Consider the following 21,861-nt stretch of genomic DNA (forward strand, 5'->3'; position numbering starts at 1 on the left):
CGGTGCGTCTCGGCGCTCCCCCCTAGCCCTTCCCATGATTCCCTAGTAAACCCGCGCTCAAACGCTCCACAGCAAGAGGGTCCTACATGGCGCGCCATCTCATTACCTCGGCCATTCCCTATATCAACGGCATCAAGCACCTCGGCAATCTCGTGGGCTCGCAGCTGCCGGCTGATCTCTTCGCCCGCTACCAGCGCGCGCGGGGCAACGAGGTGATGTTCATCTGCGCCACCGACGAGCACGGCACCCCTGCCGAACTGGCGGCAGCGAAAGCGGGCAAGCCGGTCGCCGAGTACTGCGCGGAGATGCACGAGGTGCAGGCGAAGATCGCGGAAGGCTTCCGGCTCAGCTTCGATCACTTCGGGCGCTCGTCCAGCCCGCAGAACCATCGCCTGACGCAGCATTTCGCGGTGAAGCTGGCCGAAGCCGGGCTGATCCGCGAAGTCTCGGAAACCCAGATGTATTCCAAGGCCGACGGGCGCTTCCTGCCCGACCGCTATATCGAGGGCACCTGCCCCAATTGCGGCTTCGAGAGCGCGCGCGGCGATCAATGCGACAACTGCACCAAGCAGCTCGACCCGGTGGACCTGATCAACCCGCATTCCACGATCTCGGGTTCGACCGATCTGGAGATGCGCGAGACCAAGCACCTGTTCCTGCGCCAGTCGGCGATGAAAAACCGGCTGGATGCGTGGATCGACAGCAAGTCCGACTGGCCGGTGCTGACCACCTCGATCGCGAAGAAATGGCTCCATGACGGCGACGGGCTGCAGGACCGCGGCATCACCCGCGACCTCAGCTGGGGCGTGCCCGCGCAATTCGAGGGTGCGCCGTGGTCGGGCATGGACGGCAAGGTCTTCTATGTCTGGTTCGACGCGCCGATCGAATATATCGCCGCGACCGAGGAATGGACCGAGAAGACGGGCGGCGACTGGGAACGCTGGTGGCGCACCGACAAGGGCGCGGAGGACGTGACCTACACCCAGTTCATGGGCAAGGATAACGTGCCCTTCCACACGCTCAGCTTCCCCGCGACGATCCTCGGCTCGGGCGAGCCGTGGAAGCTCGTCGATTACATCAAGTCGTTCAACTACCTGAACTACGATGGCGGCCAGTTCTCGACCTCGCGCGGTCGTGGCGTCTTCATGGATCAGGCACTGGAGCTTCTGCCCGCCGATTACTGGCGTTGGTGGCTGTTGTCCCACGCGCCCGAAAGCGCGGATGCCGAATTCACCTGGGAGAATTTCCAGGTTTCGGCGAACAAGGACCTCGCCGATGTGCTGGGCAACTTCGTCAGCCGGATCACCAAGTTCACCCGCTCGAAATTCGGCGAGGCGATCCCGGAAGGCGGCAACTGGGGCGAGCAGGAAGCGGCCCTGATCGAGGATCTGACCACCCGCATCCGCGCCTACGAGACGCATATGGAAGAGAAGGATATCCGCAAGGCGGCGATGGAGCTGCGCGGAATCTGGGTCGCGGGCAACGAATACCTGCAGGCGTCGGCACCGTGGTCTGTGTTCAAGACCGATCCCGATCAGGCGGCCGCCATCGCACGGCTCGCGCTGAACCTGATCCCGATCTATGCGGTGCTCTCCGCGCCCTTCATTCCCGATGCGGCGAAGATCATGCTCGACGCGATGGGCGACGCGGATCGCGGTTGGCCGGGCGATGTGAAATCCGCGCTCGAAGCGCTGCCCGCAGGCCACACCTTCACCACCCCCGAGGTGCTCTTCCGCAAGATCACGGATGAAGAGCGCGAAGAGTGGCAGGAACGCTTCGCAGGCACCCGCGACTGAGACGCATCAGGGGCTCCGCCCCTCTTCGCTTTCGCGAATTCACCCCGGGATATTTCCGGCAATTGGAAGCAAGGACCTGCCCTCTTCCAACTGCCTCAAATATCCCGGGGGAGCTCCCGCAGGGAGCGGGGGCAGCGCCCCCTACCCGGCCGGTTTCTCGCCCGCCCGCCAGGCCGAGAGCGCGGCGTTTTCCTCTGACGAAGTGGCAGCGAGCGCTGCGGGAGGCACAGCCGGCACCTTCTTCATCCGGAAATAATGCGCCTCGCGCGCGCCGAAATAGAAGCTGACCACCGCGCCCAGAAGCCACCAGAGCGGCTCGGGAACGTAGCCCAGACCCACCATGCGTTGCGCGAAGCCGACCGGGTTGAGCATCGCATAGACGAAAAGCCCCACGATCCCGAATGCGAGCACCGGGCGTGGCAGCCGGTTAAGGCCGTTGACGATGCGATCGAAGCGGCCGGGGCGAAAGAATTCGAACTCCGCCCCGTGCTCCTGAAGCGCTGCGAGATAGGCGACCTGCGCGGCCTCGAGCTTCTTCGTGGCATTGGGCACGAAAACCTCCGCCACCGAGCTTGCGGCCTCGCCCGCCGCCTTTACCGCGCCTGCGCCGCCGAGCAATTTCTCGATCACGCCCATTTCGCCACCCGCTTGCGATGCTCGCCCTCCGTGAGGTGAAAGCGCGGCGAGATGAACTCCTCGGCGCGGCGGATCCAGCCGCCCTTCCCGCCCGCCCGCGTCGTCGCGTATTTGCGGCTTGCGGGCCGCGCATCGGCGATCCGGTAGTAATAGTTGCGCCGCGCGATCCCGTAGGCATCGGCGAAGTAGCCGGGCGCGGCTGCATCGGCGAGTTCGGCGGCGGCGATGGTCTGCGGGCCGATGATCCCGTCCACCACGACGCGCTGACCCATGTCGCCCAGCAGGCGCTGCAGGATGACGACCGCATTGCCGCCTGCGTTCACATACATGTCGAAGACCGGGGCCTGCACCGAGGGCGGCAACCGGTCGATGCGCGGGCTCTTGTAGTAATGCTCGATGAAAATCTCGGCGGCGTGGCCCGGGTCGAGCGCGCGGATATCCATCTCGTCCACCCGGCCATCGCCGGTCAGATCGCGCCCCAACCGGCGCAGGGTTCCGAGCGTGACGCCGTGCTTGGTCGCACCGCCCGGATCGTCCGGATCATCGACATAACCGCCTTCGCGCGCGACGATCTCCGCCGCGATCTGGGTGACCGATTTCATGGCCTGCCTCCGTTGATGACAACATCAGGCAGGCTCGGGCCGGGCGGTTAAGAGTGCTAAAAGAGAGCGTTCGCCGGGGTTGCGATCAGGAGGACGGGCCCTCGTAGACGCCCTGTTCCTTCAGCGCGTCGACGACTTCCTTGGGCATGTAATTCTCGTCATGCTTGGCGAGAATTTCGGAGGCGACGAACGTGTCGCCTTCCATCTTGCCGGTGCCGATCATGCCCTGACCCTCTTTGAAGAGGTCCGGCAGGACGCCCGCGAATTTCACCGGGACGGTCGCGCCGCCATCGGTGACCTTGAATTCGATGACCTCGCCCTGACCGCGCTTGAGCGAGCCTTTCTCGACCAGCCCGCCGAGGCGGAACACCTCGCCGGGCTGCGGCGGTTCGGTGGCAAGCTGCGAAGGCGCACGGAAGAAGTTGATGCCGCCGCGCATCGAATAGCCGATCGTGACGGTCGCGACCACCAAGGCCAGCGCCGCTACGCTGAGCACCTGGATACGACGTTTTTTCTTCAGACTCTTCATCTCTTCGCCTCCTCAGATGCCGCTTCGTCTACCTTACCGCGCCGGCCTTGCCATTGACGCGGATCAAGGGAAGACGGGGGCGAGCATCAGCCCTTCGCTTTCCTCCAGCCCGAGCATAAGGTTCGCGTTCTGGATCGCTTGTCCCGACGACCCCTTGCAGAGGTTGTCGATGGCCACGACCACGAGCGCGCGCCCGGGGATCCTGTCTCCTGATACACCAATATGGGCATAATTGGAGCCAGTTACAGACCTGGTGGACGGAACTGCGCCGAAAGGTAGCATCTCCATGAAGATTTCGTCTGCATAGCGGTCCGCCAGTGCCTTGTAGACGGCCTCGGGCTCGCCCTTCACATAGGCCGAGGCGAGGATGCCGCGGTTGAAGGGCGCCAGATGCGGGGTGAATTGCACCATTACGGGGCGACCCGCCAAGGCGCTGAATTCCTGATCGAATTCGCCAAGGTGACGGTGCTTGCCGCCTTGCGAATAGGGCGCGACACCGCCCGACAGCTCTGCGTGCAGCAGGTTTTCCTTCAGCGAGCGGCCCGCGCCGGAAACCCCGTTCTTCAGATCGAGGATGATGTCGTCGAGGTCGATCACGCCGGCTTCGATCAGCGGACGGATCGCGAATTGGCCCGCAGCGGCATTACAGCCCGTGCCCGCAACCAGCCGCGCCTCGCGAATCGCGTCGCGGTAGAACTCGGTCAGGCCGTAGACCGCCTCTTTCTGCAGCTCGACCGCGGCATGGGGCTTGCCATACCACTTCTCGTATTCGGCCGGATCGCGCAGCCGGAAATCGGCCGAGAGGTCCACGATCTTCAGATCGCGCGGCAGCTCCTTGATCACCGCCTGCGAGGTCGCATGCGGCAGCGCGCAGAAGGCCAGATCGACATTCGAAAAGTCGATCTCTTCGATCTTCACCAGATCGGGCAGGCCCAGATGGCGCAGATGCGGGAACACGTCGCCCATCGCCATACCGGCCTTTCGCTCGCCCGAGAGGGCCACGATGTCCATATTCGGATGGGTGGCGATCAGCCGGACGAGTTCGGCGCCGGTGTAGCCCGACGCGCCCAGAATCGCGATTTTCTTCGTCATATCAACCTCCGCGCTTGTCGCTCGGCTCTCCCTTACCCTAAGCTCACACTCAAATAAACTCCGTGTGAACCGGAGTGACGTCCGACAGTGAACGAGGCAGGCCGTGGCAGAGCAGTGGTATTACGCCGATGGGAAAGATCCCGTCGGTCCGTTCCCCGCAGAACATATGACGGATATGGTGCGGGCAGGTCGTATCAAACCCGAAACGATGGTTTGGCAAGACGGAATGGAAGGATGGGAGCCTGCGGGCGATCACTTCTTCCGGCGAGCCCCGGACACTGCGGCCACGGGCGCCGACCCGCATAGCGGCGCGACGAATTACGCGGCCCGCATTGCGCAGCGCCATCAGCAGGAGGGCAAGCTCTCCTCCGCCGATCCCCGCGCCTATGCCGATGCCTCGATCGAACGCGAGCGCGCGAAGCGCGGGATTGGCTCGGACGGGATGTATGCCGGGGCGCCTTCGCGCGGCTTCTTCGAGGCGATCAAGGTCTGCTTCCGGAAATACGTGACCTTCAAAGGTCGGGCGAGCCGGTCAGAATATTGGTGGTTCGTGCTGTTCGTGACGCTGGCGGGGTTCGCGGGCGGCTTTGCGGAGGCCTCGATGGGTCAGGACGGGGCCGCAATCAGCGCGGTGATCTCCATCGCGACCTTCCTGCCCTCGGTCTCGGTAACGGTGCGCCGACTACATGACACGAACCGCTCTGGCTGGTGGTTCGGGCTTTACATCCTGATGAGCTTCTTGGGCGGCTTCGTGATCGCCTTCCTCGCCATCTCCTCGGGCATCCGAGACCCGGACGCCATTTTCGCGTCGATGGGGATGCTGACGATGCTCTGGGCCATTGTGATGCTGGTTTGGGGCATCATGCTCTTCGTCTTCATGCTGCTCAGGGGCACATACGGCGAAAACCGTTTCGGCTGACCCCTGAGGCGTGGCGGCTCAGGCCGCTTCGAACCGGATCGCGTAGCGCAGGAATTGCGTCGCGTGGCTCGACACCGAGGCTGGATCGCCGGTTGTCAGGAATTTCGATTCCGTGCCCGCACCTCTGAATTCGGGGCGACGCTCAAGGTAATCCGCGAGGCTCTCGGCCACCAGATTGGCCTGGCTGTAGACGTCCACGCTCGGGCCCAGCGCTTCCTGGAAGGTCTTCTGCATCAGCGGGTAATGGGTGCAACCCAAGATCGCGGCCTCGGGCTTCGGCATCCGACGCTTGAGCGCCTCGACATGGGATTTCACCAGCGCTTCGGCGAGAATTTCGTCGCCGGTCTCGATCGCATCGACCACGCCGCCGCAGGGTTGCGCCTCGACATCGACGCCAATCGCGCGGAAGGCCAGTTCGCGCTGGAACGCGCGGCTCGCCACCGTCGCGGGTGTCGCAAACAGCGCCACATGTTTCACCGCCACTTCGCGCGGCGGGGAGTTGTCGCCCCATTTGCGTTCGGTCAGCGCCTCGATCATCGGCACGAACACCCCCAGCACGCGCTTGCCCTCGGGGATCCAGGTCTCCTGCATCCGTTTCAACGCGGCGGCAGAGGCGGTGTTACAGGCGAGGATCACCAGATCACAGCCTTCCTCCCAGAGCCGTTCGACGCCCGCGCAGGTCAGGTTGAAGATGTCATCGGCATCGCGCACCCCGTAAGGCGCATGGGCGTTATCGCCATAATAACAAAAGGCCATGTCCGGCAGCCGCTTGGCGCAGGCATCATAGACTGTCAGCCCGCCCAGACCTGAATCGAAAACGCCTACTGCCATGCTCGCGCCCCTCTCCCGTCCGGGCCGCAACAGGCGCCGGTCAGTTTCTATATTTCGCCTCGAACTCGAAGCCATAGCCGTAAGACTTCAAGGGAGTCGGCGACAAGTCATACGTCGCACGGCGCAGGAAATCCATCATCTGTTTCGGGCTCTCACGCAGCGGTGCGAGATCGTCCTGCGGGATCGGCTCGCCGACGCAGAGGCGCACCGGGCGATTGGCGTGGCGTTTGAACTCGCGGATCATCAGCCCCATGCGCAGGCTGTAATGCAGATGGCTCGCCAGCTGGAACAGGCGGCTGTTATGGCCCTCGAAGAAGACCGGCACCACGGTCGCCTCGGATTTCGCGATCATCTTGGCCGTGAAATTGCGCCAGCCCGGATCCATCGGCGCACCGAAGGGCTTGGCCGCGGTCGAGACCGTGCCGCCCGGAAACACCCCGATCGCGCCGCCATCGCCGAGGTAGCGCAGGGCGTCCGAACGGGTGCGCAGATTGGCCTTCATGGCTTCTTTGGTTTCGGAGAAATCCACCGGCAGGATGATCCGGTCGATCTCTTCGGCGCGCTTGAAGACGTTATGGGCGAGGATGCGGAAGTCGCCGCGGATGCGCGACAGCAGCAGGCCCATGATCAGCCCGTCGAGAATGCCGTAAGGGTGGTTGGCGATCAGCACCAGCGGCCCGGTCTGCGGGATATTGGCCAGCGCGCCGCGGGTCACGTCGATCTGCAGCCCGTAGCGCTCGGCCATCACCTGCCAGAAATCCGCGCCTTGCGCGATGTCGTGCTCGTAGCCGCGTGCTCGCCGGATCACCCCGATCCGTCCGGTCGCGTTCTCCATCGCGCGGATCAGAACCCGCGCGCCTTTCGAGCGCGCGGACCAAGCATAGGATATTTCCTGTGTGGCGTGGCGGACAGGCGTCCGGGGGGCCATCGGGGTGGCGGTCATCTCGAACCTCCGCAACATGGGCTGGCTTCACTCTGCCAGCGCCATGTCACGAAGGTACGACACTCAGATGACAGCCCTCACTCGGCAGCCATTTTCTGCGGAGTACCGCCTGCGCGGAAAACGGCGAGCAATTCCTCGCGCCGCTTCGCCGCCATTTGCTCGGCCTGTGCCTTGACCGGGCCGAAGCCCCGGATGGTCAGCGGCAGCTCGACCAGTTCGCGCGCGATCTCCATCGTGTCTGGCGTGACCTTGGGCAGCACTTCGGACATGTCGGCCTCGTATTGCTTGATCAGCGCGCGCTCCATCTTGCGCTCGGCGGCATAGCCGAAGGGATCGAACGGCGTGCCACGCAGCCCTTTCAGCTTCGCCAGAAGACGGAAGTTGCGCTCCATGCCGGGGCCGAATTCACGCTTCTTCGGGCGACCGTCCGAGCCTTCCTTGGACAGGATCGGCGGGGCGAGATGGAAGTGCATCTCGAAATCGCCCTCGAACTCGGCCCGTGCCTTCTCTGCCGTGGACAGATGCAGCCGCGCGACCTCGTATTCGTCCTTATAGGCCAAGAGCTTGTGATACCCCTTTGCGACCGCCTCACGCAGCTCCGACGGCGCCTCGTCCACCAGTTTGCGGAAACGCTTGGCGAGTCGCTTGTTCTGGTAGTCGACGAGATGGTTGGCCCGGAACTCGACCGGATCGACCGGGACCTTCATCACTTCAGCAGCCATCGCTTTCGCAGCCTCGGCCGGGAACGCCATCGCCCAGCGCCCCAGATCGAAGGCGCGCTTGTTCTCGGCGGGCTTGGCACCGTTCAGGTCGATCGCCTCGAAGATCGCCTCGAGGGTCAGCGGCACGTAGCCTTGCTGCCACGCAGCCCCCAGCACGACCATGTTCGAATAGATCGAGTCGCCCAGCATCTGCCGCGCCAGTTCCGAGGTATCGGCAAAGGCCACGCGATCCTTCAGCCGCGCCTCGAGGCTCAGCCGAAGCTGTTCGCCCGGCAGGCGGAAGTCGCGGTTGCGGGTGAACTCGCCGGTGACGATCTCGTGGCTGTTGATGACCGCACCGGTGCGGCCCGTGGTCATCAACCCCAGCGTCTTGGCGCCTGCGGAGACCACCAGATCGCCGCCGATCACGCAATCGGCCTCGCCCACGGCGACGCGGATCGCCGAGATATCCTCGGGCTTGTTCGCGATGCGCAGGTGGATATGCACCGCCCCGCCCTTCTGGGCGAGACCGGCCATCTCCATCATGCCCGCGCCCTTGCCGTCGATATGCGCAGCCATGGCGAGCACCGCGCCGATGGTCACGACGCCCGTGCCGCCGACGCCGGTGATCACCACGTTATGGGTGCCGTCGATCGCGGGCAGTGTGGGCTCGGGCAGGTCCGGCAGGTCGAGCGCCTGCGCCTCGGCCTTCTTCACCTTCGCTCCGTGCAGCGTCACAAAGCTCGGGCAGAACCCGTCGAGGCAACGGAAGTCCTTGTTGCACGACGACTGGTCGATCGCGCGTTTGGTGCCCAGTTCGGTCTCTTCCGGCACGATGGAGACGCAGTTCGACTGCACCCCGCAATCGCCGCAGCCTTCGCAGACATCCGTGTTGATGAAGACGCGTTTGTCCGGATCGGGGAACTTGCCGCGCTTGCGGCGGCGACGCTTCTCGGCGGCACAGGTCTGGACATAGATTAGCGCCGAGACGCCTTTCGTCTTCGCCAGACGTTTCTGCACGGCCATCAATTCGGCCCGTTCGACCTTCTCGACGCCTGCGGGGAAGGTGGACAGGTCCAGCTCTTCCTTCTCGTCATAGACCACCACGACCGGCTTTACGCCCATCGCCACGATCTCAGACGCGATCTGCTGCGCGGTCAGCCCACCCTCGTTCTCCTGCCCGCCGGTCATCGCAACCGCATCGTTGAACAGGATCTTGTAGGTGATGTTGGTGCCGGCCGCCAAAGCCGCCCGGATCGCCTGCGCGCCCGAGTGGTTGTAGGTGCCGTCGCCGAGGTTCTGGAACATATGCTCCCGCGTGGAGAACGGGGCCTCGCCGACCCAGTTCACGCCCTCGCCGCCCATATGGGTGAAGCCTTCGGTGTTCCGGCCCATCCACTGCACCATGTAGTGGCAGCCGATCCCGGCATAGGCGCGCTCGCCCTCGGGCACCTTGGTCGAGCTGTTATGCGGGCAGCCCGAGCAATACCACGGCGTGCGGGTCGCGATCTCCGGCGCATTGTCGGCGCGTTGGGCGGCTTCGATCTTCTCGATACCCGCCTTGATCGCATCCGTGCCGCGGCCCTCTTCGATGAAGATGTCGCCGAGCTTGCGCGCGATCATCACCGGGTCGAGCGCGTAGCGCGTCGGGAACAGCTCCACCTGACGGCCATTCTCCCAGGTGTCGCCCTTGTGCCAGCCATAGACGCGGCGGCCGCGACGGTCGTCGAAGATCGCCTCCTTGACCTGCACCTCGATCAGCTTGCGCTTTTCCTCGACGACGATGATCAGCTCCAGCCCCTCGGCCCATTCATGGAACGAGGTCATGTCGAGCGGGAAGGTCTGGCCGATCTTGTAGGTGGTGATGCCGAGCCGTTCGGCCTCGGCCTCGTCGATGCCAAGCAGCGAGAGCGCATGGGTCAGGTCGAGCCAGTTCTTGCCCGCCGCCACCAGACCGATCTTCGCCCCGGGCTTGCCCCAGACGCGATTGTCGATGCGGTTCGCGCGGGCGAATGCCTCGGCCGCGTAACGTTTGAAGTCGATCATCCGCGCTTCTTGGGCGACCGGCGTATCGCCGAGACGGATGTTCAGCCCGCCTTCGGGCATCTTGAAGTCAGGGATCACGAAATCTTGACGGAAGGGGTCGCCGTCGACGACTGCCGTCGCTTCGACCGTATCCTTCATCGTTTTCAGACCCACCCAGACCCCGGCGAAGCGGCTCAGCGCATAGCCGTAAAGCCCGAAATCGAGGATTTCCTGCACGCCCGCGGGCGACAGCACCGGCATGTAGGCATCGACCATCGCCCAGTCGGACTGGTGCAGCACGGTCGAGGATTCGCCGGTGTGATCGTCGCCCATCGCCATCAGGACGCCGCCATGTTTCGATGTGCCCGCCATATTGGCGTGGCGCATCACATCGCCAGAGCGATCGACGCCCGGTCCTTTGCCGTACCAAAGGCCGAAAACGCCGTCATACTTGCCTTCGCCGCGCAATTCCGCCTGCTGCGAGCCCCACAGCGCGGTGGCCGCGAGGTCTTCGTTCAGGCCCGGCTCGAAGCGAACATCGCTCTCTTCCAGAACGGTTTTGGCGCGCGCCATCTGCAAATCGACAGCGCCGAGCGGCGAACCGCGATAGCCTGTCACATAGCCGGCCGTATGCAGTCCCGCCGCCTTGTCGCGCGCGGCCTGAGCCAGAACGAGACGCACCAAAGCCTGCGTCCCGTTCAGCAAAACCGGAGATTTCGTAAGGTCGAACCGATCCGCTAGGGATATTTCTTGCCTTCCCATTAAGCACCTCCCCTTGCTAACTGGGCATGGAGACATGGTAGGTCATAATATCTGACCTAGAAAGCGGAAAATTGTTACTTAGCGGTTTCGTAAATCCTCGAGATTAATGTAAAGAAACTTGCGCGGAACAGCAGATGATAAAGCGAAAGTGACCTTGATGGATTGGGACAAGCTCAGAATCTTCCACGCAGTGGCCGATGCAGGGTCTTTGACTCATGCCGGCGACGCACTGCATCTGTCTCAATCTGCCGTGAGCAGACAGATCCGGGCGCTCGAAGAGGCCCTCGGAACGACTCTTTTTCACCGTCACGCCCGCGGACTGATTCTCACCGAGCAGGGCGAATTGCTGTTCGAGGCCACCTCGTCGATGGCGAAAAAGCTCGATAGCGCCTCCGCACGCATTCGTGACAGCGAAGAAGAAGTGTTCGGCGAGCTGCGCGTGACCACCACGACGGGCTTCGGCACGCTGTGGCTCGCGCCGCGCCTGACCAAGCTTTACGAGAAGTATCCCGACCTGAAGATCGACCTCATGCTGGAGGAGCGTGTTCTCGACCTGCCGATGCGCGAGGCCGACGTCGCCGTGCGCATGAAAGAGCCCGCGCAGGCCGACCTGATCCGTAAGCGCCTGCTGAACATCCGGATGCGGCTCTACGCGACATCCGAGTATCTCGCGAAATGGGGCTCGCCCGAAAAGATCGAGGATCTGCGCAAGCATCGCCTGATCTGCCAGACCCCGCGCACCCCGCAGGTGCAGGCGGGCGCGCAGCTCGCGCGTCAGGTTCTGGCCTTCGATCAAAGCTCGACGCTGACGGTGAACAACTACTTCGGCGTGCTGCAGGCGGTCCTGAACCATATCGGAATCGGCATCCTGCCTGACTACCTGACTGCAGACTTCAACGACCTGCAACGGGTGCTTCCCGATCTGGAATCGGTCGAGATCCCGATCTTCCTCGCCTACCCTGAAGAGCTACGCTCGTCGCGCCGTGTGACCGCGTTTCGCGACTTCATTCAGGAAGAAATCACCAACTATCGGCGCTTCCAGGCGGGCGATTCAACCTAGGGTTGCACCGCGACTTTACCGCAACGCATACCGGCCATGATGCGCCCGCAGCATGTTTTCCCTTGATGCGTTAACAAACTGCCCATAAATGAGGCTCAGAAGGGTTGGCCGTGCCGAAAGGCGCAGCACCTTCTACCTCCCTGTTGGACTTTGGCCGAGCTTTGCTCGGCCTTTTTTTTGTCCAACGCCCAGATGCGGCTTTCACGCAGGGCGCGAGAGCCACTCCCAACAGCCCCGACCTCACGAAACTTCACGCGGTCGCGACCGCGCAAACCCCGCCCTACGCGCAACTATCCCCTTAGGTTCATTTAAAATTCTACGATCTCGTTCACAAAAATTTCAGTGAACTTTCGGCAGCTCAGTCCGTTCCTTTCCCGACGCCAGCAACGGCGCAGCACTTGAGTAACCAGTTGAAAGGATACTGTTATGACTACCGCGAAAAACATCTTTGCCGCTTCGACCGCTCTTGTTGGCGCGATGACCATCGCAGGCTCGGCTTCGGCCCTCGACCTGTCGAAAGTGCCCTCCACGAACAATGGTGACGGCCAGTATTACGGCATCGCTGACTATCGTGTTGGCGCGGTGCCGGGTCAGGAAACCTCGACGGGCACGCCGCCCGCGGTGACCTCCTCGAACACCTTCGAGTCGACCGACCAGTACGGCATCACCGACGTGAAGACCGGCACCGCGATGTTCGACAGCACCTCGATGGGGGAGGAAATGATCCCCGCGCAGCGCCAACTGACCGACGAAGCCGGCATCACGGACATGAAGACCGCCGCCAATGCCGAGGACAAGGCGATGAGCGTCGACGGCAACATCATCGGCATGATCGAGAAGGTCGAAGCGAATGACGGCTACGACACCGTCTATATCCGCACCTCGCCGAAGCTCGACACCACCGTGTCGCTCTTCAAGATCAACGTGCCGAAAGGCGCAGCGGCCAATGGTCAGGTCAAGCTCGGCTGGACCGTGTCGGAACTGCTGACCAATCTCGAGACGCAGGTGGACATGCGCTCGTAATCCGGGCGTCACCTGATACACGCTTTTACGACGCGGGGCCTTCGGGCCTCGCGTTTTTTCTTTCCGCAACGTCCGGCCTCTCTTTTCCCCCTGCACATATTCGCCTAATAGGGGCGGCAAAGCCGATGCCGGAGGATCCTCATGAACGAGCCGCAGATCACGCCTGATCTCATCGCAGCCCATGGCCTGAAACCCGACGAGTACGACCGGATCCTCGAGATCATCGGACGCGAGCCGACATTCACCGAGCTCGGGATCTTCTCGGCGATGTGGAATGAGCACTGCTCCTACAAGTCGTCTAAGAAGTGGCTGCGCACGCTGCACACCGAGGGCGATCAGGTCATCTGCGGTCCGGGCGAGAATGCGGGCGTCGTCGATATCGGCGACGGGCAGGCCGTGGTCTTCAAGATGGAGAGCCACAACCACCCCTCCTATATCGAACCGCATCAGGGGGCTGCGACCGGCGTGGGCGGCATCCTGCGCGACGTGTTCACCATGGGCGCACGCCCGGTGGCCGCGATGGACAGCCTGAGCTTCGGCATGCCCGACCACCCCAAGACCTCGCATGTCGTGAAAGGCGTGGTCGAGGGCGTGGGCAGCTACGGCAACTGCTTCGGCGTGCCGAACGTGGGCGGCGAAGTGCGCTTCCACCCCTCCTATAACGGCAACTGCCTTGTGAACGCCTTCGCGGCGGGCCTCGCGGATGCCGACAAAATCTTCTACTCCGCCGCCTCCGGCATCGGCATGCCGGTCGTCTATCTCGGTGCCAAGACGGGCCGCGACGGCGTCGGCGGCGCGACCATGGCCTCGGCCGAGTTCGACGACACGATCGAAGAGAAGCGCCCCACCGTTCAGGTCGGCGACCCCTTCACCGAGAAATGCCTGATGGAAGCCTGCCTCGAACTGATGCAGACCGGCGCGGTGATCTCGATTCAGGACATGGGGGCCGCGGGCCTGACCTGTTCGGCGGTCGAGATGGGCGACAAGGGCGGGCTGGGCGTGAAGCTCAACCTCAATGCGGTGCCGCAGCGTGAAGCCGCGATGACCGCCTATGAGATGATGCTGTCGGAGAGCCAGGAGCGGATGCTCATGGTCCTCAACCCCGAGAAGGAAGACATCGCGCGCGAGATCTTCGTGAAATGGGATCTCGACTTCGCCATCGTCGGCGAGACTATCGCGGAAGACCGCTTCCTGATCATGCATGGCAACGAGGTGAAAGCCGACGTTCCGCTGTCGAAGCTGTCCTCGGAAGCCCCCGAATACGATCGCCCCTGGGTCGAGACGCCCGTCGCGACCGCTGGCGAGGCGCTACCCGAGATCGGTGCGATCGATGCGCTGAAGAAACTGATCGGCTCGCCGAACTACGCGCATAAGTCCTGGGTCTATGAGCAATACGACACGCAGGTGATGGGCGACACGGTGCGCCGTCCGGGTCTCGGGGCGGGCGTCGTGCGCGTGCACGGCACCGACAAGGCGCTGGCCTTCACCGCCGATGTGACCCCGCGCTACGTCAAGGCGAACCCGTTCGAGGGCGGCAAGCAGGCGGTGGCCGAAGCCTATCGCAACCTGACAGCCGTGGGCGCGAAGCCGCTGGCCTCCACCGACAACCTGAACTTCGGCAATCCCGAAAAGCCCGAGATCATGGGCCAGTTCGTGGGTGCCATCAAAGGCATCGACGCCGCGGTGCGCGCGCTCGACATGCCGATCGTGTCGGGCAACGTCTCGCTTTACAACGAGACCGACGGCACCGGCATCCTGCCCACGCCGACCATCGGCGCGGTCGGCCTGCTGAGCTCGCTCGACGAGCTGATCGCGGGCCTGCCGACGGCGGGTGACGTGGCGATGGTGATCGGCGAGACCAAGGGCCACCTCGATCAGTCCGCGCTGGCTTTTGAAGCCTTCGGGCTCGAGTCGGGTGACGCGCCCGAGGTCGATCTCGACGTCGAGAAACGCAATGGCGAGTTCCTCCGCGAGAACCGCGCGCTGGTCAAAGGCGCGAGCGATCTGTCGGATGGCGGCCTCGCGCTCGCAGCTTTCGAGATGGCGGAAGAGGCCGGTCTGGGCGTTACGCTCGAGGCTAACGACATCGCGACGCTCTTCGGCGAGGATCAGGGCCGCTACCTCGTGGCCTGCTCCTTCGATCAGGCCGAGGCGCTGATGGTCGCCGCCCGCAAGGCTGACGTGCCGCTTTACACCGTCGGCCGTTTCGGCGGCGACACGGTCGGCTTCGGCTCGGACAGCGCCCCGCTGGAGGAGCTGTCGGCCCTTTATCGGAGCGCGTTCAAAGCGGCGATCGACGCCTGAGTTCTGTGACCTGACGCAGGGCGGACATGCGCGCCGGGCGGTTCCTGACCGCCCGCGCACAAGCTAATGTCGCGGCGATCCACCGATTTCAGGTTCCCGCTTTGACCAGTTCCACCCTCGCCTATGCCGCCCGGCTGTTCCTCGCCGCGACGCTTGCCCGGACTGCCGCCCGGCTACTGGGCCTGACCAATATCTATTGGGCGGCCATGCCCGTCTGGGTCGTGATCCAACCCCATCGCGAAGACATGGCCCTGCGCGCAGTGCTGCGGGTCGCAGGCACCTTGGTCGGCGCCGGTATCGGGATCGCCGCGCTTAGCTGGCTTCCGGTGCCGGGAATCGCGCTGACCGTGGCGCTGACCGCAGCCGTCGGTGTCGGCATCGCCTACCGGATCGGGACGCATTGGGCCTATGGCTTCACGCTGATGGCGATCACGATCGGCGTGGTGGTGATGCCCGCGCTGGGGATGGGAGCGGATGCGATCCCGCTTGCGCTCGACCGGGTCGCCTGCACGCTTCTGGGCGTCATCTCGGTAACGGCGGTGAACTGGCTCTTCACACCGGCCCGTCGCGCACCGATGCCGCCGCGCCCGAACCCGCATTTCGTGCAGCAGCTTTGGCTGCGCATGGCGGCGGTGGCGGTGCTCACCGGCGCGGCCACACTGATCGACGCCCACTTCACCCATCCCGCCGCGACGGCTGCCGCGCTTTCGGTGATCGTCTTCTCCTCGGTTCTGGGCTCCATGCCGAATCCGCGCCCCGCCGTGCGCTTCCTCATTCCCGGTGTCGCGCTTGGGGTGCTCGCCGCGGTCGCCTATCGCGGGCTCACGCATCTGTCGGGCGGAGATCAGACCGAGCTCCTGATCCTCGCCTTCGCCTTCATCGCGGGCGGTGCGCTGCTGCGCGCCCATCCCCGCACCCACTGATGGGGATCGACATCAACATGTGCTTCCTGCTCGCCGGAGAAGTTGGCGCGCCGGGCCATTCCCTGCAAGTGACCGCTGCGGGAGCCGCCGCGATGTTCATCGGCAGCGTGGTCATCGCGACGCTCATGTTTTTCCTGTCGCGATTGCACCCGCCAGCGGCCACCGCATAGGCCCGCGCCCCCGCGCATCCCCTTGCAGCCAGCCGCCGCGCCACTTAAGTTTGCGGCAAAGGACGAGGAGCCCTATTTATGGCAATGGAAGCCCATGACATCGAAGCCCTGATCCGGGCCGAATTCCCCGATGCCAAGATCACGATCACCGATCTCGCCGGGGACGGGAATCATTGGGCGGCGGAGGTCATCGACGAGAGCTTCCGCGGCAAGAACCGCGTCCAGCAACAGCGCGCGGTCTATGCCGCGCTCAAAGGGGCGATGGACGGGCCGAACGGAGTGCTGCACGCGCTCGCTTTGACCACCAAAGCGCCCGAATGACACGATGGATACACTCGGGCTTGCGTTGCTGCTGCTCTACGCGATCGGGCGCGGGCTTCGGGTGTTTTGGATATTTTTCCGGGGCATTCCCCGGCTTTTGAAACATGGCCTTCGCGGACTCCGTCGCGGCGAAGGCAAACCGAAGGATAAGGAAGATGAACGCGCAAGACCAAATCGCCCAGCAAATCTCGGAGAATGACGTCGTTCTCTTCATGAAGGGCACCAAGGACATGCCGCAATGCGGGTTTTCGAGCCGCGTCGCGGGCGTGCTCAACTTCATGGGCGTGACCTACAAGGACGTCAACGTGCTCGCGGATCAGGACATCCGCCAAGGCATAAAAGACTATTCGGACTGGCCGACCATCCCGCAGCTCTACGTCAAAGGCGAGTTCGTCGGCGGCTGCGACATCATCACCGAGATGACCCTCTCGGGCGAGCTGGACCAGCTGTTCGAGACCAAAGGCGTGAGCTTCAACAAGGACGCCGCCGAACAGATCCGCGCTGCGAACGCCTAAGCGCAGATCCCGACTTAATCGAAAGCCCCGTCACTCTGTGGCGGGGCTTTTGCGTTTCAGCGTCGGTCTAAGTTGGGCGCGGCCTGCCGGCCTTGCACCCGCGTCTCACTTGCGCCCGATGAAGCGGTCGAACCAGCCCTTCGCGCCCTCTTCGGCGTCGTCCCAGGCCTCACTCGCATCCTCGAATAACGGGTCGATCGAGCGTTGGCGGAACTGTCGCCACATCGCCCGGATCGTCAGCAAGACAATCACCAGAAGCGTCAGGATGATGATGCTGCCCCAGGGAATGATCCGCGTATCCGGCCCCGGCACGACCTTCAGCCCGACCGCATTCGGATAGATCGTCAGCCAGCGCGAGCGCCAGCCATAGCGCGTCACCGACACCCAGATCGGATCGGCCGAGGTCGAGATCAGCGACTCCGCCTGTGCCTGCAGGTCCGAACTGTCGAGCTTGAAATAAGGCGGCCAGCCCCAGCCGGTATCCTCGTTGCGGAAGACCAGCGTCTTGCCGTTGGGACGCACCGAGTTGATGAAGCGCACATCTCGGCTGGTCGCACTCGCGGTGCCGACGTCGGGCGCGGCCCAGAAGATCGAGTTCTCGCCGAAATCGACGCGGCGCACCTCGGTGCCGACGATCCGCACGATGTCGTGGCGCGGCAGGTTGTAATGCAGGAACACCGCCACGAAGCCGATCACGACCAGCCAGAAGCCCCATTTCACGTAACGCATCGGATTCTCACCTGTAATTCATCAGATAGATAATGAGCCCCACCACGACGATCGGCAGGACATAGACCAACCAGATCAGCTTGCGCAGCAGGCTTTTCTCGTAGTCCCGCATCCCGGCTTCGACGAAGGTATCGCGCGTGGTCTCGGCCCGGCCTTCGGCGGCGGCCTCGTTCCAATCCTCTTCCAGCGCCTCGCGCCGGACCGACCGGGCATAGAGACGCACCAGCCAGAACAGGACCGTCAGCACGATCAGCCCGAAGATCGCCAGTCGAATGAAGGCCAGCATCGCGCGCCCTCCCTGCCCCTCGCTGTCGCAAGCCTAGGCCGCGGCGGCGCGCTTGACCAGATCAGCCCTTCCGGCGCGCCATACCGATCCGGATCAGCTTGATCACGATAGCCGAAGCCGCGACCGGGATCAGCGCGAGCACATAGGTCGCAGCGAACATCTGGCGCGGCACATAGCCGTTCGAGCAGCTCGCCGTGTCGGAGAAGAAATGCAGCACGAAGCCCGCACCGCAGGCGGTGCCGGTCATGTAGAAAGCGGGCACGATCATCGCGACGGGTACCAGCGCCAAAAGCTTCGCCCAGTCGTATTTCGACAGCCACCCTCCGACCGCAATGCAAAGCACGAGCGCGAAGGCCAAGAACAGGTTCATCCGGTCCCTCCGTAGGATTTTGTCCCGCAATAGCGCGCGCGGGTGCTAAAAGCCATGTGTTTTCAATCCTTGCGTTTTCGCTTGGCCCGCGGCGGGGCCCGGCGCTAGCCTTGGGTATGGACCTCGCCACCCGCCTGAAATCCGCCATCGACGCGCGCCGCGACGAACTGGTCGCGCTGACGCAGGCACTGATCCGTATCCCGACGCTGAACCCGCCGGGGCGCAATTACCGCGAAATCTGCGATTTTCTCGCCGCCTATCTCTCCGAACGCGGTTTCACGACCGAACTGATCCGCGCCCATGGCGCGCCCGGCGACAGCGAGATCTATCCGCGTTGGAACCTCGTCGCCCGCATCGAGGGCGCGCGCCCCGGCGACTGCGTGCATTTCAACTCGCATCACGACGTGGTCGAGATCGGCCATGGCTGGACCCGCGATCCGTTCGGGGCCGAGATCGACGGAGACCGCATCTACGGGCGCGGCGCCTGCGACATGAAAGGCGGGCTCGCGGCCTCGGTGATCGCGGCGGAAGCCTTCCTCGACACCTGCCCCGATTTCGCGGGCAGCATCGAGATTTCCGCCACTGCCGACGAGGAATCGGGCGGCTATGGCGGTGTGGCCTATCTGGCCGAGCAGGGCCGCTTCGATCCCGCCCGCGTGCAGCATGTCATCATCCCCGAGCCGCTGCACAAGGACCAGATCTGCCTCGGTCATCGCGGAGTGTGGTGGGCCGAGATCGAGACCCATGGCCGTATCGCGCATGGCTCGATGCCGTTTCTGGGCGACAGCGCGATCCGCCATATGAGCGCCGTTCTGAGCGAGATGGAGGAGACGCTCTACCCGCTCCTTCTGGGCAAGCAGACCGAGATGCCCGTCATCCCCGAAGGCGCGCGGGCCTCGACGCTGAACGTCAATTCGATCCATGGCGGCGCGCCGGAAGAGGGCGCCGATTACACCGGCCTGCCCACGCCCTGCGTCGCCGATCGCTGCCGCATCGTGATCGACCGCCGCTTTCTGATCGAGGAAGACCTCACGGAGGTGAAGGCCGAAATCACCGACCTGATGGAGCGCGTGAAAGCCCAGCGCCCCAGCTTCCGCTATGAAATCCGCGACCTGTTCGAGGTGCAGCCCACGATGACCGACAAGGGCGCGCCGATCGTGCGCTCCACCGCCGCGGCGATCGAGGCGGTGCTGGGCCGCGAGGCGGCTTACGTCGTCTCTCCCGGCACCTATGACCAGAAGCATATCGACCGGATCGGACGGCTGCAGAATTGCATCGCCTACGGGCCGGGCCTGCTGGAGCTCGCCCATCAGCCCGACGAATGGGTCGGCATCGAAGATATGGCCGACAGTGCGAAGGTCATGACGCTTGTTCTGGCGGAACTGCTGGGGTCTTAGGGGCGCTGCCCCTCGGCGCGTGCCGCGCCTCACCCCGGGATATTTGGACCAAGGGGAAGGAGCATTCCCTCCCTCTTCGCTCTTGTCGAAATATCCCGGGGGGCGGCGGAGCCGCGGGGGCAGCGCCCCCTCGAGAGATCAGACTGCGATATTGTCGATCAGGCGCACATCGCCCAGCCAGATCGCAGCCAGCATCCGCGCCGGTTGCGACAGATCCGTCGCGGGTTTCAGCCCGTCGACCGTGCGCAGCTCCAGATAATCGAGCGCGCCGAAGCCCGCGTCTTTCAGCTCGGTTTTCGCATCGTTGAGCGCGCCTTCGACCGGCACGCCGTCGCGGATCTTCGCAGCCGCCTCCTGCATCACAGAATGCAGGCGCGGCGCCAGTTCGCGCTCGGCTTCCGTCAGCCGCACATTGCGCGAGGACATCGCCAGACCGTCTTCCTCGCGGATGGTCGGGCAACCGATGATGCGGATCGGCATGTTGAGATCGCGGGTGAGCTGCTGGACCACCTGCAATTGCTGCCAGTCCTTCTCGCCGAAGAACGCGCGCCCCGCCTGCGTCATACCGAAGAGCTTCGAGCAGACAGTCGCCACGCCGTCGAAATGGCCGGGCCGGAACGCGCCTTCCAGCGGCTCGGTGATGCCCGCGACGGACACGGTGGTGGCGAACCCGTCGGGATAGACCTCGTCCACGCCCGGCGCAAAGAGCACATCGACCCCTTCCGCTTCCAGCAGCGCCAGATCCTGCGCCTCGTCGCGCGGGTATTTGTCGAGATCCGAGGCGTTATTGAACTGCATCGGGTTCACGAAGACCGTCACGATCACGCGGTCCGATTGTTTGCGCGCGGCGCGAGCGAGGCTGAGGTGGCCGTCATGCAGCGCGCCCATCGTCGGCACCACGCCGACCAGCATCCCCGAGCGTTTCCATGCCGCCACCTTGTCGCGCAGTTCAGCGGCCTTGCGGATCACCTGCGTCATTTCTTCACCTCGTCGGCGAAGCTGTGCTCGGCTGCCGGGAAGCTGCGGTCGCGCACCTCGGCTGCGTAATCGGCGACGGCGGCTTCGGCTTCCTGACCGAGCTGGCCGAAGCGCTTGACGAATTTCGGTTTGAAATCGGTGAAGAGGCCCAGCATGTCGTCGACCACCAGCACCTGCCCATCGCAGCCCGCGCCCGCGCCGATGCCGACGGTGGGGATAGCGACCATCGCGGTGATCTCGTCGGCCAGCCCCTGAGGCACCTTCTCCAGCACCACCGAGAACGCGCCGGCCTCGGCCACCGCCTTCGCATCCTTGACCAGACGCGCGCGGCTGTCGCCGCGGCCCTGCACCTTGTAGCCGCCCAGCGTGTTCACCGATTGCGGGGTCAGCCCGATATGGGCCTGCACCGGGATACCGCGCGCGGTCAGAAACGCGATGGTCTCGGCCATATGCGCCCCGCCTTCGAGCTTCACCGCCCCCGCACCGGTCTCGGCCATCAGACGCGAGGCATTGCGGAACGCCTGCGCCGGGCTTTCCTCATACGACCCGAACGGCATGTCGATCACCATCAGCGCATTCGAGAGGCCGCGTGCGACCGCTTTGCCGTGGAGGATCATCATCTCCATCGTCACGCCCAGCGTCGAGGGCAGCCCGTGGAGCACCATGCCCACCGAGTCGCCGACCAGCACGAGATCGCAATGGCTGTCGACCAGCTTCGCAATCGGCGTGGTGTAGGCGGTCAGGCAAACGATCGGCGCGCCGCCCTTCATCGCGAGAATATCTGCGGGCATTTTCTGCCGCGTGGTTCCGGTGACGCTCATGGCATCCTCCTGATCTGCTTGCGCGCGAGTCCTAGCGTCACCCGGCCCGCAAGGAAAGACGTGAACGCGCAAACGCTGCGGCATCGGGGCGCGTATCGCGCGATTTGGCGCGGTTCTGGAGGCGTCGC

At 64.1% G+C, this 21,861-nt stretch carries 22 protein-coding genes; 10 read left to right on the forward strand and 12 right to left on the reverse strand.

Annotated features, from left to right (window positions below):
• Window positions 1-86: 86 nt before the first annotated feature.
• Window positions 87-1,796, forward strand: a complete 1,710-nt coding sequence (gene metG / locus BMI85_RS17245) for a methionine--tRNA ligase (protein WP_078602145.1) — start codon at window positions 87-89, stop codon at window positions 1,794-1,796.
• Window positions 1,797-1,937: 141 nt separating this feature from the next.
• Here metG and BMI85_RS17250 read toward each other — a convergent pair whose 3' ends face one another.
• The 4 genes from BMI85_RS17250 to argC all read right to left on the reverse strand — a co-directional run bounded on the left by BMI85_RS17250 (window position 1,938) and on the right by argC (window position 4,655).
• Entirely contained in the window at window positions 1,938-2,432 is a 495-nt protein-coding gene (locus BMI85_RS17250; protein WP_078602146.1) for a holin family protein, read from the reverse strand.
• A complete protein-coding gene (locus BMI85_RS17255; RefSeq protein ID WP_078602147.1) occupies window positions 2,423-3,034 on the reverse strand; it encodes a holin-associated N-acetylmuramidase in 612 nt (203 codons plus the stop codon). The genes BMI85_RS17250 and BMI85_RS17255 overlap by 10 nt, the downstream gene beginning before the upstream one ends.
• An 85-nt stretch (window positions 3,035-3,119) precedes the next feature.
• Window positions 3,120-3,563, reverse strand: a complete 444-nt coding sequence (gene ccmE, locus BMI85_RS17260) for a cytochrome c maturation protein CcmE (RefSeq protein WP_078602148.1) — start codon at window positions 3,561-3,563, stop codon at window positions 3,120-3,122.
• A gap of 63 nt (window positions 3,564-3,626) precedes the next feature.
• Complete coding sequence (gene argC / locus BMI85_RS17265; protein ID WP_078571554.1) at window positions 3,627-4,655, reverse strand: N-acetyl-gamma-glutamyl-phosphate reductase; 1,029 nt, start codon at window positions 4,653-4,655, stop codon at window positions 3,627-3,629.
• A 103-nt stretch (window positions 4,656-4,758) separates the two neighbouring features.
• On the opposite strand from argC, the gene BMI85_RS17270 reads away from it, so the two are divergent.
• Window positions 4,759-5,574: a DUF805 domain-containing protein gene (locus tag BMI85_RS17270; RefSeq protein ID WP_078602149.1), complete on the forward strand. Its 816-nt coding sequence runs from the start codon at window positions 4,759-4,761 to the stop codon at window positions 5,572-5,574.
• Window positions 5,575-5,592: 18 nt separating this feature from the next.
• On the opposite strand, the gene murI is transcribed toward BMI85_RS17270, so the two are convergent.
• From murI to BMI85_RS17285, 3 genes are all read right to left on the reverse strand, one after another.
• On the reverse strand, window positions 5,593-6,405 hold the full coding sequence (gene murI, locus BMI85_RS17275) for a glutamate racemase (protein ID WP_078545045.1): 813 nt from the start codon (window positions 6,403-6,405) through the stop codon (window positions 5,593-5,595).
• Window positions 6,406-6,445: 40 nt separating this feature from the next.
• A complete protein-coding gene (locus BMI85_RS17280) occupies window positions 6,446-7,348 on the reverse strand; it encodes a lysophospholipid acyltransferase family protein (protein WP_143595152.1) in 903 nt (300 codons plus the stop codon).
• Window positions 7,349-7,425: 77 nt separating this feature from the next.
• Window positions 7,426-10,836, reverse strand: coding sequence for an indolepyruvate ferredoxin oxidoreductase family protein (locus BMI85_RS17285; RefSeq protein ID WP_078602150.1), 3,411 nt, complete (start codon window positions 10,834-10,836; stop codon window positions 7,426-7,428).
• Between the two features lie 157 nt (window positions 10,837-10,993).
• Between BMI85_RS17285 and BMI85_RS17290 the strand changes: the two genes are divergently transcribed.
• The 7 genes from BMI85_RS17290 to grxD all read left to right on the forward strand — a co-directional run bounded on the left by BMI85_RS17290 (window position 10,994) and on the right by grxD (window position 17,152).
• Window positions 10,994-11,896, forward strand: a complete 903-nt coding sequence (locus BMI85_RS17290) for a LysR family transcriptional regulator (protein WP_078522049.1) — start codon at window positions 10,994-10,996, stop codon at window positions 11,894-11,896.
• 426 nt (window positions 11,897-12,322) lie between these two features.
• The gene (locus BMI85_RS17295; protein WP_078602151.1) at window positions 12,323-12,919 is read left to right on the forward strand and encodes a hypothetical protein; all 597 of its coding nucleotides are present in this window, start codon (window positions 12,323-12,325) and stop codon (window positions 12,917-12,919) included.
• Between the two features lie 141 nt (window positions 12,920-13,060).
• Window positions 13,061-15,223: a phosphoribosylformylglycinamidine synthase subunit PurL gene (gene purL / locus BMI85_RS17300; RefSeq protein ID WP_078602152.1), complete on the forward strand. Its 2,163-nt coding sequence runs from the start codon at window positions 13,061-13,063 to the stop codon at window positions 15,221-15,223.
• 101 nt (window positions 15,224-15,324) lie between these two features.
• A complete protein-coding gene (locus BMI85_RS17305) occupies window positions 15,325-16,146 on the forward strand; it encodes an FUSC family protein (protein WP_168174811.1) in 822 nt (273 codons plus the stop codon).
• A complete protein-coding gene (locus tag BMI85_RS21485; RefSeq protein ID WP_168174812.1) occupies window positions 16,146-16,316 on the forward strand; it encodes a hypothetical protein in 171 nt (56 codons plus the stop codon). The genes BMI85_RS17305 and BMI85_RS21485 overlap by 1 nt, the downstream gene beginning before the upstream one ends.
• A gap of 78 nt (window positions 16,317-16,394) precedes the next feature.
• Complete coding sequence (locus BMI85_RS17310; protein WP_075775791.1) at window positions 16,395-16,637, forward strand: BolA family transcriptional regulator; 243 nt, start codon at window positions 16,395-16,397, stop codon at window positions 16,635-16,637.
• A 155-nt stretch (window positions 16,638-16,792) separates the two neighbouring features.
• On the forward strand, window positions 16,793-17,152 hold the full coding sequence (grxD, locus tag BMI85_RS17315) for a Grx4 family monothiol glutaredoxin (RefSeq protein WP_078522053.1): 360 nt from the start codon (window positions 16,793-16,795) through the stop codon (window positions 17,150-17,152).
• 105 nt (window positions 17,153-17,257) lie between these two features.
• Here the strand turns inward: grxD and BMI85_RS17320 are convergent, their stop codons facing one another.
• From BMI85_RS17320 to BMI85_RS17330, 3 genes are all read right to left on the reverse strand, one after another.
• Window positions 17,258-17,881, reverse strand: coding sequence for a DUF1523 family protein (locus tag BMI85_RS17320; protein WP_078602154.1), 624 nt, complete (start codon window positions 17,879-17,881; stop codon window positions 17,258-17,260).
• A gap of 7 nt (window positions 17,882-17,888) precedes the next feature.
• Window positions 17,889-18,167 (reverse strand): hypothetical protein, encoded by a 279-nt coding sequence (locus BMI85_RS17325; protein WP_134330208.1) that lies wholly within the window; start codon window positions 18,165-18,167, stop codon window positions 17,889-17,891.
• Window positions 18,168-18,228: 61 nt separating this feature from the next.
• Window positions 18,229-18,537 (reverse strand): hypothetical protein, encoded by a 309-nt coding sequence (locus BMI85_RS17330; protein ID WP_078522055.1) that lies wholly within the window; start codon window positions 18,535-18,537, stop codon window positions 18,229-18,231.
• A gap of 116 nt (window positions 18,538-18,653) precedes the next feature.
• Between BMI85_RS17330 and BMI85_RS17335 the strand changes: the two genes are divergently transcribed.
• Window positions 18,654-19,934: an acetylornithine deacetylase/succinyl-diaminopimelate desuccinylase family protein gene (locus tag BMI85_RS17335; RefSeq protein WP_078602155.1), complete on the forward strand. Its 1,281-nt coding sequence runs from the start codon at window positions 18,654-18,656 to the stop codon at window positions 19,932-19,934.
• A gap of 138 nt (window positions 19,935-20,072) precedes the next feature.
• Here the strand turns inward: BMI85_RS17335 and panC are convergent, their stop codons facing one another.
• Both panC and panB read right to left on the reverse strand, forming a co-directional pair.
• Window positions 20,073-20,912, reverse strand: coding sequence for a pantoate--beta-alanine ligase (panC, locus tag BMI85_RS17340; protein ID WP_078602156.1), 840 nt, complete (start codon window positions 20,910-20,912; stop codon window positions 20,073-20,075).
• Entirely contained in the window at window positions 20,909-21,733 is an 825-nt protein-coding gene (panB, locus tag BMI85_RS17345; RefSeq protein WP_078602157.1) for a 3-methyl-2-oxobutanoate hydroxymethyltransferase, read from the reverse strand. The genes panC and panB overlap by 4 nt, the downstream gene beginning before the upstream one ends.
• Between the last annotated feature and the right edge of the window lie 128 nt (window positions 21,734-21,861).

The sequence above is a fragment of the Thioclava sp. DLFJ4-1 genome, assembly GCF_002020145.1.
Taxonomy (GTDB): domain Bacteria; phylum Pseudomonadota; class Alphaproteobacteria; order Rhodobacterales; family Rhodobacteraceae; genus Thioclava; species Thioclava sediminum.

Coding starts and splice junctions, on each gene's coding strand:
- ccmE (WP_078602148.1), bottom strand. CDS start 3,563: ATGAAGAGTCTGAAGAAAAAACGTCGTATCCAGGTGCTCAGCGTAGCG.
- BMI85_RS17295 (WP_078602151.1), top strand. CDS start 12,323: ATGACTACCGCGAAAAACATCTTTGCCGCTTCGACCGCTCTTGTTGGC.
- metG (WP_078602145.1), top strand. CDS start 87: ATGGCGCGCCATCTCATTACCTCGGCCATTCCCTATATCAACGGCATC.
- murI (WP_078545045.1), bottom strand. CDS start 6,405: ATGGCAGTAGGCGTTTTCGATTCAGGTCTGGGCGGGCTGACAGTCTAT.
- panB (WP_078602157.1), bottom strand. CDS start 21,733: ATGAGCGTCACCGGAACCACGCGGCAGAAAATGCCCGCAGATATTCTC.
- BMI85_RS17330 (WP_078522055.1), bottom strand. CDS start 18,537: ATGAACCTGTTCTTGGCCTTCGCGCTCGTGCTTTGCATTGCGGTCGGA.
- BMI85_RS17320 (WP_078602154.1), bottom strand. CDS start 17,881: ATGCGTTACGTGAAATGGGGCTTCTGGCTGGTCGTGATCGGCTTCGTG.
- panC (WP_078602156.1), bottom strand. CDS start 20,912: ATGACGCAGGTGATCCGCAAGGCCGCTGAACTGCGCGACAAGGTGGCG.
- BMI85_RS17285 (WP_078602150.1), bottom strand. CDS start 10,836: ATGGGAAGGCAAGAAATATCCCTAGCGGATCGGTTCGACCTTACGAAA.
- BMI85_RS17335 (WP_078602155.1), top strand. CDS start 18,654: ATGGACCTCGCCACCCGCCTGAAATCCGCCATCGACGCGCGCCGCGAC.
- BMI85_RS17280 (WP_143595152.1), bottom strand. CDS start 7,348: ATGACCGCCACCCCGATGGCCCCCCGGACGCCTGTCCGCCACGCCACA.
- BMI85_RS17250 (WP_078602146.1), bottom strand. CDS start 2,432: ATGGGCGTGATCGAGAAATTGCTCGGCGGCGCAGGCGCGGTAAAGGCG.
- grxD (WP_078522053.1), top strand. CDS start 16,793: ATGAACGCGCAAGACCAAATCGCCCAGCAAATCTCGGAGAATGACGTC.
- BMI85_RS21485 (WP_168174812.1), top strand. CDS start 16,146: ATGGGGATCGACATCAACATGTGCTTCCTGCTCGCCGGAGAAGTTGGC.
- BMI85_RS17325 (WP_134330208.1), bottom strand. CDS start 18,167: ATGCTGGCCTTCATTCGACTGGCGATCTTCGGGCTGATCGTGCTGACG.
- purL (WP_078602152.1), top strand. CDS start 13,061: ATGAACGAGCCGCAGATCACGCCTGATCTCATCGCAGCCCATGGCCTG.
- argC (WP_078571554.1), bottom strand. CDS start 4,655: ATGACGAAGAAAATCGCGATTCTGGGCGCGTCGGGCTACACCGGCGCC.
- BMI85_RS17310 (WP_075775791.1), top strand. CDS start 16,395: ATGGCAATGGAAGCCCATGACATCGAAGCCCTGATCCGGGCCGAATTC.
- BMI85_RS17290 (WP_078522049.1), top strand. CDS start 10,994: ATGGATTGGGACAAGCTCAGAATCTTCCACGCAGTGGCCGATGCAGGG.
- BMI85_RS17255 (WP_078602147.1), bottom strand. CDS start 3,034: ATGAAATCGGTCACCCAGATCGCGGCGGAGATCGTCGCGCGCGAAGGC.